The following is a 15,473-nucleotide window of genomic DNA, read 5'->3' as shown; positions in this document are numbered from 1 at the left end:
GTGTCATACGCTAACAAAATGCGGGAAGGGGACCAGCCCTTACGGTGAAATTCCTTTCCTCGTTCACGAATATTTCCGAAGGGGCAGGGTCCGGTTTTTGGACCGATTGCCGAAGGTCGGAACAGGGATACTGATATGAATCAAAGGCTTAAGGGAAAGCGTGCTTTGGTGACGGCCGCCGGGCAAGGGATCGGACGGGCGTCTGCGCTGGCTATGGCGGCACAAGGTGCTCACGTCTTTGCCACGGATGTAAACATGGATGCGCTTTCCACGATTCGGGATGCGAATCACGAAAATATTGAAATTTTCGAATTAAATGCCCTGGACGGTGACAGTGTTTTGGCAGGTGTGCAGGCGGCCCGGCCGGACATCTTGTTCAACTGCGCAGGCTTCGTGCATCACGGCACAATTCTGGATGCGTCCGAGGATGAAATTGATTTTGCGTTCGATCTAAATGTGCGCTCGATGGTGCGTACGGTGAAGGCGGCATTGCCGGGGATGCTGGACCGTGGAAGCGGGTCTATCATCAATATGTCATCGGCTTTGGGCAGCATTATCGGGGCGCCCAATCGCTTTGTGTACGGCACAACCAAAGCGGCCGTTGTGGGGCTCACCAAATCCATCGCGGTTGACTACATCAAGCAGGGCATTCGCTGTAATTGCATCTGCCCCGGTACCGTTGAATCGCCAAGCTGGCATGACCGTGTGACGGCGTTGGGTGAGGAGCTTGGCAGTTATGATGCGGCCCTGGCGCAGTTTGTGGCCCGCCAACCCATGGGGCGCGTGGCAAGCGCCGAAGAAATCGCACATCTTGTGGTGTATCTGGCCAGCGACGAAAGTGCCTTTACCACAGGTCATACTCATATCATCGACGGAGGCTGGAGCGGCCAATGACCAAAATGAAACCTGAAAATCTGCGCTCGCGCAAATGGTTCAACAATCCGGAAGACCCTGAAATGACGGCGCTCTATCTGGAGCGGTATCTGAATTACGGATTGACCCGCGAAGAGTTGCAATCGGGCAAGCCGATCATCGGGATCGCGCAAACAGGGTCAGATTTGTCGCCTTGCAACCGCCACCATCTGGAACTGACCAAACGTGTGCGCGACGGCATCATCGCGGCAGGGGGTACGTGCATTGAAGTGCCGGTTCACCCTATTCAGGAAACCGGCAAACGTCCCACCGCGATGCTGGATCGCAACCTTGCCTATCTGTCTTTGGTCGAAACGCTGTTTGGGTATCCGCTGGACGGTGTCGTGCTGAACATCGGCTGCGACAAGACCACGCCCGCGCTGCTGATGGCCGCCGCAACCGTTAACATTCCTGCGATTGCCCTGTCGGTCGGGCCGATGCTGAACGGCTGGTGGAAAGGCGAACGGGCAGGGTCGGGAACCGTGATCTGGAAGGCGCGCGAAGCGCTGGCCGCAGGCGAGATTGACGATGACGAATTCATGAACATCGCCGCCGCCTCGGCCCCGTCCGTGGGCTATTGCAACACAATGGGCACGGCGACCACGATGAATTCCCTCGCCGAAGCCTTGGGGATGCAAATGCCGGGAAGTGCGGCGATTCCAGCGCCTTACCGTGAACGTGGTCAAATGAGCTATAACACAGGCAAGCGCATCGTCGACATGGTGTGGGAAGATCTGCGCCCCTCGGACATTATGACGCGCGAGGCGTTTGAAAACGCAATTGTCATCAATTCTGCCATCGGCGGGTCCACCAACGCGCCTATCCATCTGAACGGCATTGCCCGCCATCTTGATGTGGCTTTGGACAACAATGACTGGCAGAAAATCGGCCACGAAATCCCGTTGCTTGTTAACCTTCAGCCAGCGGGAAAGTACCTTGGTGAAGATTATCAACATGCGGGCGGTGTGCCGGCTGTTGTCGGGGAATTGATTGCGGCAAATCTGTTGCCGCACCCGGATGCGATCACGGCCAATGGTAAAACCATGGGCGAAAACTGCACCGCTTCCCGCACCCAGAACGATGATGTGATCAAAACGGCGGCAGCGCCTTTGATGCAGGCTGCGGGGTTTATCAACCTGTCGGGCAACTTGTTCGATTCCGCGATCATGAAAACGTCCGTGATTTCGGATGCGTTCCGCGCCCGCTACCTCAGCGACCCCGACGATCCCGATGCCTTTGAAGGGCGCGCGGTGGTCTTTGACGGGCCAGAAGATTTCCACCACCGCATCGACGATCCATCGGAAAATATCGACGAAAGCTGTGTTCTGTTTATGCGCGGCGCAGGACCCAAGGGCTATCCGGGCGGCGCTGAAGTCGTGAACATGCGCCCTCCGTCATATCTGTTGAAAAAGGGCATAAACGCGCTGCCGTGCATCGGGGACGGGCGACAATCCGGTACATCGGGATCGCCTTCAATTTTGAACGCGTCCCCCGAAGCTGCTGACGGTGGTGGTTTGGCGCTTTTGCAAACGGGCGACACAGTGCGCATCGACTTGCGCAAATGCACAGCCGACATGTTGGTGCCGCTGGACGAATTGGCAGACCGCGCAAGGGTTTTGCTTGAAAACGGAGGATACGGTGTGCCGGAAAGCCAATCCCCATGGCAAGAGTTCTTCCGCGAAAAAGTTGGCCGCTTTGACGAGGGCATGACCCTCAAAGGCGCCACCAAATACCAAGACATTTCGCGCAAATACATGCCGCGTGACAATCATTAAGGAGCTGACATGAAACTTGTACGCTATGGCGCAAAAGGCGCTGAAAAACCCGGTTTGATGGATGGCGACACGCTACGTGATCTGTCGGCGCATGTTGATGACATCAACGGCGATATGCTTGGCGATGCCAAGCTGGCCGAGTTGGCCAAAATTGACCCAGCAACGTTACCCGCTGTTGAAGGCAGCCCGCGCATCGGGGCGTGTGTCGGTAATTTCGGTAAATTCCTGTGCATTGGTCTCAATTACTCTGACCATGCTGCCGAAACCGGTGCCGCCATCCCCGAACACCCGATCCTGTTTTTCAAGGCCAACTCCGCCATTGTCGGGCCAAACGATGATGTGGTGATGCCACGCGGCTCAGCCCACACCGATTGGGAGGTCGAATTGGGCGTCGTGATCGGAAAAGAAGCGAAGTATGTCAGCAAAGACAACGCCTTGGATCACGTGGCAGGCTATTGCATCGTCAATGATGTCTCTGAACGGCACTTCCAAACCCAGCTGACCGGACAATGGACCAAAGGTAAATCGTGCGACACATTCGGCCCCACTGGCCCTTATCTTGTGACCCGCGACGAGGTGCCAGACCCGCAAAATCTTGCCATGTCGCTTGATGTAAACGGCAAGCGTATGCAGACCGGCAACACCGCCACGATGATCTTCAGCGTTGCGGAAATCATCGAACATCTCAGCCAATTGTTCACGCTGCACCCCGGCGACATCATCACCACAGGCACGCCGCCCGGCGTTGGCATGGGGATCAAACCAACGCCTGTTTACCTCAAAAAAGGCGACGTCATGACGCTCGAAATCGAAGGCTTGGGCCGGCAAACACAAAAGGTCGACCAAGATGGCTGACCTTTTACAAATTGGCGGCGTGACCGAGGCTATGAAAGTGCGGCTTGAAGTGGCATTTACGGTACATTCTTTAGAGGATTACGATCCCGCAAAGATCACTCATATAATCACAAACGGGCACGATGGTGTGAAACCCGAGATCATGAACAGTTTGCCGAATTTGAAGGCGATCTCTTGTTATGGCGTGGGGTATGATGCCATCGACGTGCAGGCGGCGAAAGCGCGTGGCGTGGTTGTTACCCACACCCCCAATGTGCTGAATGCCGAGGTTGCGACCACGGCTGTGCTGTTGATGCTGGCGTGTTACCGCGAAATCCTGCGCGACGATTCTTACGTGCGTGACGGTGCGTGGGAAACCGAAGGGAACGCGCCATTGACGCGGTCTGCCGACAACCAAACGGTAGGTATTCTTGGGTTGGGCCGGATCGGGCAAGCAATTGCCGATAAGCTTGCGCCCTGGAACAGCAAGATCATTTACCATACGCGCACCAAAAAGGACGTAGATTACACCTACTACGACGACCTCACGGCCATGGCCCGAGACGCTGATGTGCTGATCTGTATCACCCCGGGCGGACCATCGACGAACAAGATCGTCAACGCAGACGTTATGGAGGCGCTGGGGGCAAATGGGACGCTGATCAATGTGTCTCGGGGGTCAGTCGTGGATGAGAATGCGCTGATTAAAGCGCTGCAAACCGGCAAGCTTGGCTGGGCCGGTCTGGATGTATTTGAGCAAGAACCCAAAGTGCCGCAGGCTTTGCGCGATCACCCTCGCACGGTGCTTTTGCCGCACGTGGGCAGTGGCACGGTCGAAACACGCGCTGCAATGGGAAACCTGACAGTGGACAATTTGTTGCGGCATCTTGAAGATGGCAAAACGCTGACGCCGGTACCGGAATGCGCCGATATGTGACCCCCACTTTCTTTTCGCCAAAAATATCCCGGGGGGAGGCGGCACAGCCGTCGGGGGGCAGAGCCCCCGTTACCCGAACCGCTAAAAAGGCACAGCGAAGGATCTAGGATGTTTAAAATCAAATCTGTTGAAGCGTGTTTGTTCAATGTTCCACTGGATGAGGTTTTGGTGGACGCCAAACACGGGGATCACAGCCACTTCCAACTGGTGACAGTGACAATCACATTGGAGGATGGCGCCCAGGGAACCGGGTACACCTACACAGGTGGGCGTGGCGGTCATGCTGTGCAGGCAATGATCCAACATGATATTGCGCCGTGGCTGATCGGGCAGGACGCAGGCCGTGTCGAAGCGATCTATGAGGCAATGCAATGGCACATGCACTATGTCGGGCGCGGTGGGATCGTGAGCTTTGCGATTTCGGCGATCGACATTTCGTTGTGGGATCTGCGCGGAAAGTCTGAAGAAAAGCCGCTTTGGCAAATGGCGGGTGGATATGGCAACACCTGCAAAGCCTACGGGGGCGGGATTGATCTGGCTTATCCGTTGCCAAAACTTTTGTTGCATGTGCAAAGCTATCTCGACGCAGGCCTGAATGCGGTAAAGATCAAAATCGGCCAACCAACCGAACACGAAGATGTCACGCGCATCAAAGCTGTGCGCAAACAAATCGGTGCGGAAGCAAAATTCATGATCGACGCGAATTATTCGATGACGGTCGATCAGGCGATCAGCCTTGCACATGCCGTAAAAGATCAGGACATTCTTTGGTTCGAGGAACCTATTATTCCAGACAATTACGCAGGTTACGCCGCAATCACGCAGGCCACCGGAATGGCTGTCGCCATGGGGGAAAACCTGCATACCATCCATGAATTTGAAATGGCGATGGCGCAGTCCGAATTGGGGTTCATCCAACCTGACGCCTCGAATTGTGGTGGGATCACGGGGTGGTTACAGGTCGCGGCATTGACCCAAAACACAAATGTGCCCGTGTGTTCACATGGAATGCAGGAACTGCATGTCAGCCTTGTGTCGTCGCAGGCCCATGGAGGGTGGCTTGAAGTGCACAGCTTCCCCATCGACCGCTATACCACGCGCCCGCTGGTGATCCGGAACGCGCAGGCTGTTGCACCGGACACCCCCGGAACAGGGGTGGAATTCCTTTGGGACACACTCGCCCCCTTCAAGGTTACGCCTGAATGATCGAATTTGCCTTGGCCGTGTTCTTCTTGATTGTGACCCCCGGTCCGGGCGTGTTGACAACAGCAGGCATTGGGGCGGCTTACGGGTATCGTCCGGGGCTGGCCTTTATTGCGGGGCTGTTTGTGGGCGGGCACATCGTGATGGTGCTGGTGATTTCTGGCATTGCTGCAGCTGGTCTTGCAATCCCATGGTTGCGTACGGGCCTTTTATTGGCGTCGGTAGGGTATCTGGTCTATTTGGCTTACCGTGTTGCAACCGCAGGCAGTCGCATAGGCTTTATCGATCCCAGCAAACCTTTGGGGTTCTGGAATGGATTGGCCTTACAACCGATTAACCCCAAAGCCTACGTCGTGACGGCCACATTGTTTTCGGGCTTTGTCATTTTTCCGCAGGCTTTGGCCTTTGAGGTTGTGGTCAAAATCGTGATCTACAATCTGATCTGGGTGCCTTTGCATGTCGGGTGGCTGTGGGCCGGGGTGACTTTGCATGCTTTGAACCTGCCGCATGTTATCCAGCGCCGCATCAATGTCGCTATGGCTTTGTCTATGCTGTTGGTTGTGGGTTTGGCGCTTTGGTCGGCGGCATAAGCTGCATGGACTGTGGTCTTGACCGCGGATTTCCCTTCGGCACTGGCGTTTTTCGTTGCAAGCCGATAGATATGCTTTAAGCCTAAAATATATTCATTCAACCGGAGACACCAATGTCCTCTATCTTGCGCAAAGATCAATTCCACCTGCCAGAAGGCGTCATTTATCTTGATGGCAATTCGCTTGGGCCTTTGCCTAAGTCGGTGCCGGCAAGGGTGGCTGCGATGTTGACGGACGAATGGGGCGAGATGCTGATCAAAGGTTGGAACACGGCCGGATGGATGGCGCAACCCAGCGCAGTTGGTAACACTGTCGGGGGGCTTGTTGGGGCACCAGACGGCACAATCGCCATGGGCGACACATTGTCCGTGAAAGTGTTTCAAGCCGTTGCCGCCGCAATCAAAATGCGACCCGAGCGCAAAGTGATCTTGTCGGACACCGGCAACTTTCCCACCGATCTTTACATGGTGGACGGGCTGACGAAATTGCTGGACGACGGCTACAGCCTGCGCACCGAATCCCCGGAAGATATCACAGACTTTATCGATGACAGCGTGGCGGTTGTGATGCTGACACAGGTTGATTACCGCACAGGGCGCATGCACGATATGGATGCAGTAACCAAGGCGGCCCACGCCGCAGGTGCCGTGATGATATGGGATCTTGCGCATTCTGCGGGTGCTGTGCCTGTTGATCTGTCAGCATGCCAATGTGAATTTGCGGTGGGGTGCACCTATAAATATTTGAACGGCGGACCGGGCGCACCTGCGTTTATCTATGTGCGTTCTGATTTGGCCGATCAGGTTGATCCTGCTTTGGCGGGATGGTTGGGCCATGACGCCCCCTTTGACTTTGACCTTGATTACCGCCCCGCACCGGGCATCGAACGGATGCGCGTCGGAACACCGCCCGTGATCCAGATGGCGTCTTTGGAAGAGGCTTTGAAGGTCTGGGATGGTGTCGACATGGCGGAACTGCGTCGTGCGTCCATCGCGCTGCAAGAACAGTTTATCGAAGAAATCGAAGCCCAAGTGCCCGCCTTGACCCTCGCAAGTCCGCGCGATTCTGCGACGCGTGGCAGTCAGGTGTCGTTTGCGTTCAAAGAAGGCTACGCGGCCATGCAGGCCGTCATTGCGCGTGGTGTTATTGGCGATTTCCGCGCCCCCAACATCATGCGCTTCGGCTTTACGCCGCTGTATGTAGACGCCGCGGACGTCACTGCAGCGGTGAAACACATCGCAGAAGTGATCAACGGCAATTTGTGGGATAACCCGGTCTACAAACAACGCAGCCGCGTCACTTAAAGGCGGCGCAACGCCCCAATCAGGTGGCTTGCAACAAACAAAATGGCGGCCAGCGTCACAATTGTTGGCCCCGTTTGTGTGTTCCATTGGAACGCGGCACCCAAGCCGCCCAATGCGGCCACAGCACCAAGCCCTGCGGCCATGATCGCCATTGCCTCGGGGGTGCGCACCAGCGGGCGGGCAGCGGCTGCGGGAATGATCAACAAGGCTGATATCAGCAATGCGCCCACAACCTTGATCGCCACAGCCACAACAACGGCCAAAGCGACCGTCAACACAAGTTGTTCGCGTCGGCTGTTGAGCCCTGCGGCCTGTGCCAGATCGGGGTTAAGGGTCACCGTCAGCAACGCATTCCAGCGCCAGATCATGATGCCCAGTATAGCCACGACACCGCCCCAAATCAGCGCGAGGTCCGTCTTTGAGACCCCCAAAATGTCACCCATTAGAAATCCCATAAGGTCCATACGCACGCCACTCATGAAGGAAACGGCCACGAGGCCGACAGCCAGAAGGCTATGGGCCAGAACCCCAAGGATGGTGTCTTCCCCCAGCCCGCGTCCCGATAAAAACGTGACACACACACCGACCACCAATGCGACCGCAAGAACACCGACCATAATGGGACCATCCAGCGCAAGCGAAAGGGCAACCCCCAACAAGGCCGCGTGGGCTGTAGCATCCCCGAAATAGGCCATCCGGCGCCATACCACAAAACATCCCAAGGGCGCTGCTGCTAACGCAACACCCACACCGGCCAGCGCAGCACGCACCATAAAATCATCTAAATAATTCAAAATTTTCAGCTCGCGTCTTAATGAGGATGATCATGATCATGGGCGCCTTCATGTTCGTGATTGTGATCATGATGATGGCGGTACAGCGCCAACGCGCCTTGTGTGCCGGTGCCAAACAACGCGCGATATTCTGGCGCCGAGGCCACAATATCGGGGGTCCCTTCACAACAGACATGACCGTTCAGGCACAAGACGCGGTCAGAAGCAGCCATAACAACATGCAAATCATGGCTGACCATCAAAATCGCGCAGCCAAGATCTTTGCGCACATCTTCGATCTGGCGATAGAATGCAGCAGCCCCGGGTTGGTCCAATCCTTGTGTGGCTTCGTCCAGGATCAAGATGTCGGGTTTTGTCAAAAGTGCGCGCGCCAGCATGACGCGCTGGAACTGTCCGCCTGACAGCTGGGACATTTGGGTCTGCGCCTGCTCGACCACACCAGCACGGGTCAGGGCGTCAGAAATAACATCCGCGTCCAAGCGTATGGGAATGTTCAAAAACCGCTTCACGGTTAACGGCAAAGTGGTGTCCACATGCAACTTTTGCGGCACATATCCGATGCGCAAACCGGCCTGCCGGACCACGCTGCCTTGCACGGGGCGCACAGCACCAATCAATCCGCGCAGCAAAGTCGATTTACCTGATCCATTGGGCCCAACAACGGTGACAATTTCGCCTTTTTCAATGCGGAAATCCACGTCGCGCAAAACGATTTTGCCACCCAGTCGCAACGTCATGTTTCGGGCCTCTATCAAGGCTGTCATGCGGCGTCCTGACACGATGGGCACAACCCAAGGGCCTCAACCACGGTACGCTCTATCTGAAACCCTGCCGCACGGGCGGCGTCACCCAGACGGCCATTGGCCAGCTCTGCGTTGGCTTCGTTGATGGCATTGCACTTGCGGCATATCAGGAACGCGGGTGCGTGATCCGACCCAAGATGAGAACACGCAATGTAGGCGTTCAATCGTTCTATCTTATGGGCGAAACCGGCGGACACCAGAAAATCCAAAGCGCGATAGGCAACGGGGGGCTGTTTGCCCATGCCGCTTGCCGCAAGCTCTGTCAGAAGATCATAGGCCCCGAGTGCGCGGTGTTCTTGCAACAGAATCTCCAAAGCCCGCCGCCGTACTGGCGTAAAATTGAGATTTTCTTCCCGACAATGCACTTCGGCCCGTTGCAAAGTGTCTGAAATACACGCGCTGTGATTGTGGTGTTCAAAGCCAAGGGGCATTGGGGTCCTCCGATTTGAAGGGTTGATATAATATAACATATCTTCTAGCAAGAGGCGCATCGTTACTTTATAACATCGGAAACTTCACCCATGCGTCTTAAAACCCTGTCTTTCATAGCAGCCGCCCTGCCGCTGTCCGCCCATGCGCAAGATGTGCGTGTTGCGGTCGACATCGCCCCTGTTCACAGTCTTGTATCGTTGGTTATGGAAGGCGTTGGTGCGCCGGATCTGATTGTTCCACAAACCGCATCGCCACATGATCACAGCATGCGCCCGTCCGAGGCGCGCGCATTGGATCAAGCGGATGTTGTGTTTTGGATAGGGCCAAATCTAACGCCCTGGTTGGAGAAATCTGTCGATACCTTGGCCGCTGATGCATTGGTTGTGAATGTGATGACGGATCCGTCCACCAATACTATGCCATTTCGTGGAGGCGCTACGTTCGAAGCGCATGACCATCATGATCACGGAGCGGGGCACGAGGACGATCATAAAGATGAGCATGCGGATGGGCATGACGAAGATGGGCATGAAGATCACGCGGATACGCATGACGAAAGCCACGATGAAGCGCATAGCGACGAGACGCACAACGACGAAGCGCATCACGATGAAGATCATCACGACACACATGGGGAAGGCCAAGACCCGCACGTTTGGATGGATCCGGACAACGCCCAAAACTGGGTGGCAGTGATCGCGGCGACTTTGGCCGAAGTTGACCCAGCCAACAAAGCCGTATACTTGCAAAACGCCTCGAATGCCGCCAGCCGGTTTGCGCAGCTGGACGCGGATGTCCGCGCACGTCTGGCCCCGATCAAAGGTATTCCTTTCGTCGTGTCCCACGATGCCTATCACTATTTCGAGGCGCATTTTGACATTGAAGCCGTCGGCGCAATCGCGGCCTCTGATGCGCAAAGCCCCAGCCCCAAGCGACTGGTCGAGATCCGCAACACCATCGAACAAACACAAGCGAAATGCGTGTTCACGGAACCTGCCGAAAACCGCGATTGGATTTCCGCCGTGGCACCGGACGTTGGCGTCGGTGAACTGGACCCAATCGGCTTTGATGTGCCACTTGGACCAGACCATTACTTTGAAACCATCCGTGCGTTGTCTGTTTCTTTGGCTGATTGCCTAAGCGACTGATTGCGGCTCGTCAGGTAAGATCAAGGTCGCTGCGTTCATAAACGTGGCGGCCGTCGTCCGAGGGAAGGGCACGCTTCAGGGCCCAAAAATGGCGCACGTCGGACATGCCCATCCTGGGATTGTCGCCTAAAAAATCGCGTGTGTATTGATTGAATTGGTTGTGGTGTGCGATCACGCTTTCATACTCGGGATCGGCCTCGCGCAGCTTCATGGCCATGTATTCGGCCACCGCATCCGCCAAGGTGGTGCCTGTGTTGTTCTTCATCCAAGCCATAAATTCAATGTTGAACTTGAATGTGTCCCCCACCTGCGATTTGAAAAACCGCCGCACGTTCTGGGTGTTTTTGTAGCTGTCTGTCAGCGTTGTATCCGGTGTCAGTTCAGCGCAATGCCAGTCGAATTTGGATGAGGTTTTGGGGGCTACGTCTGTTGGGGCGACTTTGGATCCTGTGTCGTGAAAATGTGCGATCCTGTCCAGAATTGCAAACTTTTGCCCCGTCGTTTTTAGCCCCAAGCGCCGTGCTTCAGCCAACAATTCCGTTTTTAGCCAATACCAGCGTTTCAACCCGGCGCCGGATGTCAGTGTCTTGATGTCGGGGCGTTTTTCTTGAGCCATTGGGACAGCCTTTCAAATCCGCGTTCAAAGAAATTCTTAGGTTTTTGGAACCTTTTGTTGGGGCGCGCCGTTGTCTCACCATACCCGAACACGAACGGGCTTAATAGAAGGAGACGACACGATGAAACGCATTCTTATGACTTCCGCACTGGCGACAACGCTGACAGCTGGTTCTTTGGCTGCCACGACAACGATCAGCGACGTAGAGGTCGACGTGGATCTGGACGCCATCAAAACATACGAGGCCGCCAAAGTCTGGTCCGATTTGCCAACCGATTTGGCCGCGGCCCTTGTGTTGCGCCTGAATGACCGCATTGACGAAGATGGTATGACGGTCAAAATCGACATCGATGAAGTGGCCCTTGCCAATTCGTTCGAAAGCGCGATTGGCCAAGCCGAAAGTTCATTGGCGGGTCGTGTTCAGCTGCTGCACGGTGACGACACCGGCATCGAAGGCAAGAACTACAAGACATATGACCTGTCGGTGACGGCGGAACAGGTTGTCGCATTTTACCCGGACGGCTTCGACACGAAATACGTGGCAGTGGACAGCGATGAATACTATGCGGCAGTGGTGTCGGCCTTTGCTGACAATGTCGCAAGTCAGTTCGAATAATACTGGACAGGCAGAAATTGGAAAGGGCAGCCCGTGCGGGCTGCCCTTCTTCGTTTGCGCATGGATCTTCATCCATGAAACTTAAACAGCGATTTTGCCGCCACCTTGTTTGGTCACAACCAGAACCGAAGGACGTGGCGGCATGGCGGGGTCAAAGTCAGGCCAACGTGTGGCAGGGTCTTCAAAGGTCGAGTTCCGTTCAAACCCCTTTAGGTCCTTGGTGCCGTCTGTTCCGGGATGCTGCACAGCCAGAAACAGTGTTTCACCGCTGTCGTGGAAATAGGGCCCGCACAATTCACCGCCCACGGGGCATCGGAAAAACAGCTTTGAGGTGCCGCGCGCATCGCCTTCGGTTTCAACGCCGTAAAGCCCGTCGGACTTGCCCGTTTTACCCCACTTCGATCCCTGATCCGTTGACACCCAAAGCCGCCCGTCCGCATCAATTGCGCAGTTGTCAGGGGAGCCGAACCAGCCATTTTCGGACGTTTCAGGGTTCCACTGGGCGCCAACTTCGGTCACTTCGGGATCGCCACATTTGACCAAGATAGACCATGTGCCGCGTGTGGCTGCGTGGTCCTGATTGTCTTCCTTGATCTCGATGATATGCCCGAAATCTGATGCAGCCCGCGGGTTGGCGGCATTCTCATTGCCCGCTTTGCGTTTGTTGTTGTTGGTCAGCATCACATAGGCTGTGCCATCACCGCGGGGTTGTGCGTCTTCGGGACGGTCCATTGGGGTGGCGCCAAGAAGGTCTGCGGCGATCCGGGTGTCGATCATCACATCCGCTTGGCTGTCAAAGCCGTTTTCTGCGGTCAGCGGCCCTGTGCCATGGACCAATGGCAGCCAGTCAATCACGCCATCTGCGTTAAAGCGCGCCACGTAAAGTGTGCCGTCCGAAAACAACGAGGACCCGAACACTGCCGTTTCGTCATTGACGACGCCTTTGGACACGTACTTGTATTGGTAATCAAAGCGGTTGTCGTCGCCCGAATAGATCACCAGATGCCCGTCTTTTGAGGTCGTGGTTTCGGCGCCTTCGTGGCGGAAACGTCCCAGCGCCGTGTGTTTGATCGGCTTGGCATCGGGGTTGCGCGGGTCGACTTCGACAATCCAGCCCCAGCGGTTCGGCTCATTGGGTTCTTTGTCGATGTTCCAGCGATCATGGTGCTGGCCCCATGCGTACCAGCGCCCGGGTACGCCGTAACGCTTCATTTTGTCGGCGTCCGCATGTGCTGAAATGTCGGGCTTGCCGTCGGCGTCGACCACATCGGTCCAAAAGTAGCCATGGAAATTTTCCTCGGCCATCAGGTAGGTGCCCCAAGGCGTCATGCCACCCGCGCAGTTGTTGACTGTGCCGATGACGGTCATGCCGTCGGGGTCGGCGTTGGTTTTCATGCGGGGGTGGCCTGCGGCTGGCCCGTCGATGGTCATTTGCGTGTTCAAGGGGGTGATACGGCGGTTGTACTGGCTGTCTTTGACCAGCGCCCATGTGCCGCCTGCATCTTGGGCAATCTCGACCACTGATCCGCCATGCGCTGCCATTTCGATGTCTATCAGTTCTTTGGTCATGCCTTTGAACCCGTCGCGGTCCTGACGGCCAAGGCCGGGGAACATCACCTCTTCGTTGGTGTATTCGTGGTTCACACACAGCAATCCACGAGTGCCTTCGTCGTTCAGCGCGGTGAAGCCCACGTAGTCATTGTTATATCCAAACTGTTGGAGCTGTGCTTCGGCGCTTTGGTTCATCACATCGAAATCAGGGGCGTCGGCCGTGATCGGATCCCCCCACCGCAGCAAAACATCCGCGTTGTAGCCATTTGCAATGTGATGCGTTTCATCGTTGCCCCAAGCCAGTTCATCAAAGCTGTAGCGGCTGCTGGTGTCTGTTGCGGCATTTGCATGCGATGGCGCGATCAGCGCAGATGTACCGAACAGGGCAGTGGTTGCAGACACCCCCAAAACGCCACGTAGAATATCGCGGCGGCCATAGCGGGCATTGATCACATCACCGATGGTGTTGGACAGGTTGGGGTTTGTGGGAATGTCGTCAAAGGCTTCATAAGCTTCTGCTTTGTTGCCGATTTCGGGATCGTTGATGATGTCTTTGCGGTTCATTTCATGTCCTCAAGCTGCGACTGACGGTGACGTGGCGTATCGTTGATGCTCGCATGGGTCGTGGATTCGTGTAACAGGGGCGTAACAGCCGTGTGACGAATTGGCGAAAAGCCGCTCAATCAGTGGTAGAAATTCCGTTCAGGTAGCCGATCAGTTTGGGGATTTTTTCCTTGAATTTAAAAAACCCGTGGGTGGCAAAAGGCCAAGCGGCTGTGTCGTAGGGCCGTCGCACGCGGACCACCGGCACAGATTTGACTGCCGCCAAAGCATCTGCATTTGGGCCCACCGGAGCCACGGCTGCCACAATTTGCTCAATGCCATTGTCTTTGGCCCATCCTTCGATGTCTTTGGCGCTTTGCCCGTGGGACAGTGTGCCCAATTGCCCGGCCCAACGGGTGGTCACGTCCTGTGAAGCGGCTTTTGCAAAGTCAATCACGTGAGGGGCGGGTGCCAAGGGGCTGAGCCTTCGGGATGTTTCAAGGCACAGCGTTGCATCGACGCCTTTGACGCGGTCCAGCACGAATTGCGGGCTTAGGTCGTCTGTGTGTAAAACCAGACCTGTACGCTTTGAGGGGTCCGGCTCTCGCAGGTGGGGCAGGGGAAGGGGCGCGGGCTTTTGTGCACCGGGCAGGGCATCGGCATAGGTGGCAAGCCCTTGTGGCTGGAACCGCCCTTCGGTGTATTTTACGATGTTGTCGGGGCGCGCCAGATAGGTTTTGCCCGGTGTCTGAATGCCTGCGACCCATCGCCACGACAATGTATTAGAGGCCGGATCGCCGTCCAGAAGATGCCGCAAGAAGAAATCCGCGCCCAGTTCCCAAGGCAGCTTTAAGGTAAATATCCAGATTGAGGCAAACCACATCCGCGCATGATTGTGCAGATATCCGGTTGTGACCAATTCTTTGGCCCATGCGTCAAAGCACGCGATGCCGGTGTCACTCATGCAGGCCGCTTCCCAACGGTCGTGCAGGCCGGATTGGGTATGCACAGCGTCCATTTGGCGCATCACACCTTGCTGGTAGTCGCGCCAGACTGTCGGGCGCAGTTCCAGCCATCCTTTCCAATAGGTGCGCCAAAAGACTTCCTGAATGAATTTTTCGGCGCTGGACAGCGAAAACCGGGCTAAAACCGCTTCCAATACCTCTGCTTCGGTCAAAATGCGATGGCGCAGATAGGGTGATAAAACCGACACATGGGTGTGGCGACCTGCGCCCAAATCATAGTTGCGTTTGCTTGTGTAATCGCGCCCGGCGTGGGGCACAAAACGGGCCAAACGGGTCAGGGCTGCGGTGCGGGTCGGGGTAAATTCTGTTAACGCTTTTGTCATGCTCTGGCAGGTAAAACGATTTGAAACCAGATCAACCGTTCGGCCCCCCTTGCAGGTCCCGAAAGGC

The 15,473-nt window shown here is 55.9% G+C and carries 15 protein-coding genes; 9 read left to right on the top strand and 6 right to left on the bottom strand.

Annotation, left to right across the window (positions count from 1 at the left end):
• Window positions 1–135: 135 nt before the first annotated feature.
• The 7 genes from ASD8599_RS13445 to kynU all read left to right on the top strand — a co-directional run bounded on the left by ASD8599_RS13445 (window position 136) and on the right by kynU (window position 7,555).
• Complete coding sequence (locus ASD8599_RS13445; protein WP_108829009.1) at window positions 136–894, top strand: SDR family oxidoreductase; 759 nt, start codon at window positions 136–138, stop codon at window positions 892–894.
• Complete coding sequence (locus ASD8599_RS13440) at window positions 891–2,687, top strand: IlvD/Edd family dehydratase (RefSeq protein WP_108829008.1); 1,797 nt, start codon at window positions 891–893, stop codon at window positions 2,685–2,687. The genes ASD8599_RS13445 and ASD8599_RS13440 overlap by 4 nt, the downstream gene beginning before the upstream one ends.
• A 9-nt stretch (window positions 2,688–2,696) precedes the next feature.
• Window positions 2,697–3,542: a fumarylacetoacetate hydrolase family protein gene (locus ASD8599_RS13435; protein WP_108829007.1), complete on the top strand. Its 846-nt coding sequence runs from the start codon at window positions 2,697–2,699 to the stop codon at window positions 3,540–3,542.
• Entirely contained in the window at window positions 3,535–4,458 is a 924-nt protein-coding gene (locus ASD8599_RS13430; RefSeq protein ID WP_108829006.1) for a 2-hydroxyacid dehydrogenase, read from the top strand. The genes ASD8599_RS13435 and ASD8599_RS13430 overlap by 8 nt, the downstream gene beginning before the upstream one ends.
• A gap of 108 nt (window positions 4,459–4,566) precedes the next feature.
• The gene (locus ASD8599_RS13425; protein ID WP_108829005.1) at window positions 4,567–5,664 is read left to right on the top strand and encodes a mandelate racemase/muconate lactonizing enzyme family protein; all 1,098 of its coding nucleotides are present in this window, start codon (window positions 4,567–4,569) and stop codon (window positions 5,662–5,664) included.
• Window positions 5,661–6,251 carry a LysE family translocator gene (locus ASD8599_RS13420; protein ID WP_108829004.1) on the top strand — a complete coding sequence of 197 codons (591 nt, stop codon included), beginning with the start codon at window positions 5,661–5,663 and terminating at the stop codon, window positions 6,249–6,251. The genes ASD8599_RS13425 and ASD8599_RS13420 overlap by 4 nt, the downstream gene beginning before the upstream one ends.
• A gap of 113 nt (window positions 6,252–6,364) precedes the next feature.
• A complete protein-coding gene (kynU, locus tag ASD8599_RS13415; RefSeq protein ID WP_108829003.1) occupies window positions 6,365–7,555 on the top strand; it encodes a kynureninase in 1,191 nt (396 codons plus the stop codon).
• Here the strand turns inward: kynU and ASD8599_RS13410 are convergent.
• Genes ASD8599_RS13410 through ASD8599_RS13400 form a run of 3 tightly spaced genes read right to left on the bottom strand, consistent with a single transcriptional unit; the run spans window position 7,552 to window position 9,583 of the window.
• Complete coding sequence (locus tag ASD8599_RS13410) at window positions 7,552–8,328, bottom strand: metal ABC transporter permease (RefSeq protein ID WP_108829002.1); 777 nt, start codon at window positions 8,326–8,328, stop codon at window positions 7,552–7,554. The two genes, kynU and ASD8599_RS13410, sit on opposite strands and share 4 nt — an antisense overlap.
• Window positions 8,329–8,366: 38 nt before the next feature.
• A complete protein-coding gene (locus ASD8599_RS13405; RefSeq protein ID WP_108829001.1) occupies window positions 8,367–9,113 on the bottom strand; it encodes an ATP-binding cassette domain-containing protein in 747 nt (248 codons plus the stop codon).
• Window positions 9,110–9,583: a helix-turn-helix domain-containing protein gene (locus ASD8599_RS13400; protein WP_108829000.1), complete on the bottom strand. Its 474-nt coding sequence runs from the start codon at window positions 9,581–9,583 to the stop codon at window positions 9,110–9,112. The genes ASD8599_RS13405 and ASD8599_RS13400 overlap by 4 nt, the downstream gene beginning before the upstream one ends.
• 90 nt (window positions 9,584–9,673) lie before the next feature.
• On the opposite strand from ASD8599_RS13400, the gene ASD8599_RS13395 reads away from it, so the two are divergent.
• Complete coding sequence (locus tag ASD8599_RS13395) at window positions 9,674–10,732, top strand: zinc ABC transporter substrate-binding protein (protein WP_108828999.1); 1,059 nt, start codon at window positions 9,674–9,676, stop codon at window positions 10,730–10,732.
• A 10-nt stretch (window positions 10,733–10,742) separates the two neighbouring features.
• Here the strand turns inward: ASD8599_RS13395 and ASD8599_RS13390 are convergent, their stop codons facing one another.
• Window positions 10,743–11,348, bottom strand: coding sequence for a DUF6434 domain-containing protein (locus ASD8599_RS13390; protein WP_108828998.1), 606 nt, complete (start codon window positions 11,346–11,348; stop codon window positions 10,743–10,745).
• A gap of 121 nt (window positions 11,349–11,469) precedes the next feature.
• Between ASD8599_RS13390 and ASD8599_RS13385 the strand changes: the two genes are divergently transcribed.
• On the top strand, window positions 11,470–11,964 hold the full coding sequence (locus ASD8599_RS13385; RefSeq protein ID WP_108828997.1) for a hypothetical protein: 495 nt from the start codon (window positions 11,470–11,472) through the stop codon (window positions 11,962–11,964).
• 81 nt (window positions 11,965–12,045) lie between these two features.
• Here the strand turns inward: ASD8599_RS13385 and ASD8599_RS13380 are convergent, their stop codons facing one another.
• Window positions 12,046–14,079 (bottom strand): PhoX family protein, encoded by a 2,034-nt coding sequence (locus ASD8599_RS13380; protein ID WP_108828996.1) that lies wholly within the window; start codon window positions 14,077–14,079, stop codon window positions 12,046–12,048.
• A 115-nt stretch (window positions 14,080–14,194) separates the two neighbouring features.
• Entirely contained in the window at window positions 14,195–15,406 is a 1,212-nt protein-coding gene (locus ASD8599_RS13375) for an FAD-binding domain-containing protein (RefSeq protein WP_108828995.1), read from the bottom strand.
• Between the last annotated feature and the right edge of the window lie 67 nt (window positions 15,407–15,473).

This window comes from Ascidiaceihabitans donghaensis (genome assembly GCF_900302465.1).
Lineage (GTDB): Bacteria > Pseudomonadota > Alphaproteobacteria > Rhodobacterales > Rhodobacteraceae > Ascidiaceihabitans > Ascidiaceihabitans donghaensis.
This window is presented reverse-complemented; position numbering and strand designations above follow the sequence as displayed.

Excerpts from the sequence above, each read along its gene's own strand:
- ASD8599_RS13445 (WP_108829009.1), top strand. The coding sequence starts at position 136 with ATGAATCAAAGGCTTAAGGGAAAGCGTGCTTTGGTGACGGCCGCCGGG.
- ASD8599_RS13440 (WP_108829008.1), top strand. The coding sequence starts at position 891 with ATGACCAAAATGAAACCTGAAAATCTGCGCTCGCGCAAATGGTTCAAC.
- ASD8599_RS13435 (WP_108829007.1), top strand. The coding sequence starts at position 2,697 with ATGAAACTTGTACGCTATGGCGCAAAAGGCGCTGAAAAACCCGGTTTG.
- ASD8599_RS13430 (WP_108829006.1), top strand. The coding sequence starts at position 3,535 with ATGGCTGACCTTTTACAAATTGGCGGCGTGACCGAGGCTATGAAAGTG.
- ASD8599_RS13425 (WP_108829005.1), top strand. The coding sequence starts at position 4,567 with ATGTTTAAAATCAAATCTGTTGAAGCGTGTTTGTTCAATGTTCCACTG.
- ASD8599_RS13420 (WP_108829004.1), top strand. The coding sequence starts at position 5,661 with ATGATCGAATTTGCCTTGGCCGTGTTCTTCTTGATTGTGACCCCCGGT.
- kynU (WP_108829003.1), top strand. The coding sequence starts at position 6,365 with ATGTCCTCTATCTTGCGCAAAGATCAATTCCACCTGCCAGAAGGCGTC.
- ASD8599_RS13410 (WP_108829002.1), bottom strand. The coding sequence starts at position 8,328 with ATGGTGCGTGCTGCGCTGGCCGGTGTGGGTGTTGCGTTAGCAGCAGCG.
- ASD8599_RS13405 (WP_108829001.1), bottom strand. The coding sequence starts at position 9,113 with ATGACAGCCTTGATAGAGGCCCGAAACATGACGTTGCGACTGGGTGGC.
- ASD8599_RS13400 (WP_108829000.1), bottom strand. The coding sequence starts at position 9,583 with ATGCCCCTTGGCTTTGAACACCACAATCACAGCGCGTGTATTTCAGAC.
- ASD8599_RS13395 (WP_108828999.1), top strand. The coding sequence starts at position 9,674 with ATGCGTCTTAAAACCCTGTCTTTCATAGCAGCCGCCCTGCCGCTGTCC.
- ASD8599_RS13390 (WP_108828998.1), bottom strand. The coding sequence starts at position 11,348 with ATGGCTCAAGAAAAACGCCCCGACATCAAGACACTGACATCCGGCGCC.
- ASD8599_RS13385 (WP_108828997.1), top strand. The coding sequence starts at position 11,470 with ATGAAACGCATTCTTATGACTTCCGCACTGGCGACAACGCTGACAGCT.
- ASD8599_RS13380 (WP_108828996.1), bottom strand. The coding sequence starts at position 14,079 with ATGAACCGCAAAGACATCATCAACGATCCCGAAATCGGCAACAAAGCA.
- ASD8599_RS13375 (WP_108828995.1), bottom strand. The coding sequence starts at position 15,406 with ATGACAAAAGCGTTAACAGAATTTACCCCGACCCGCACCGCAGCCCTG.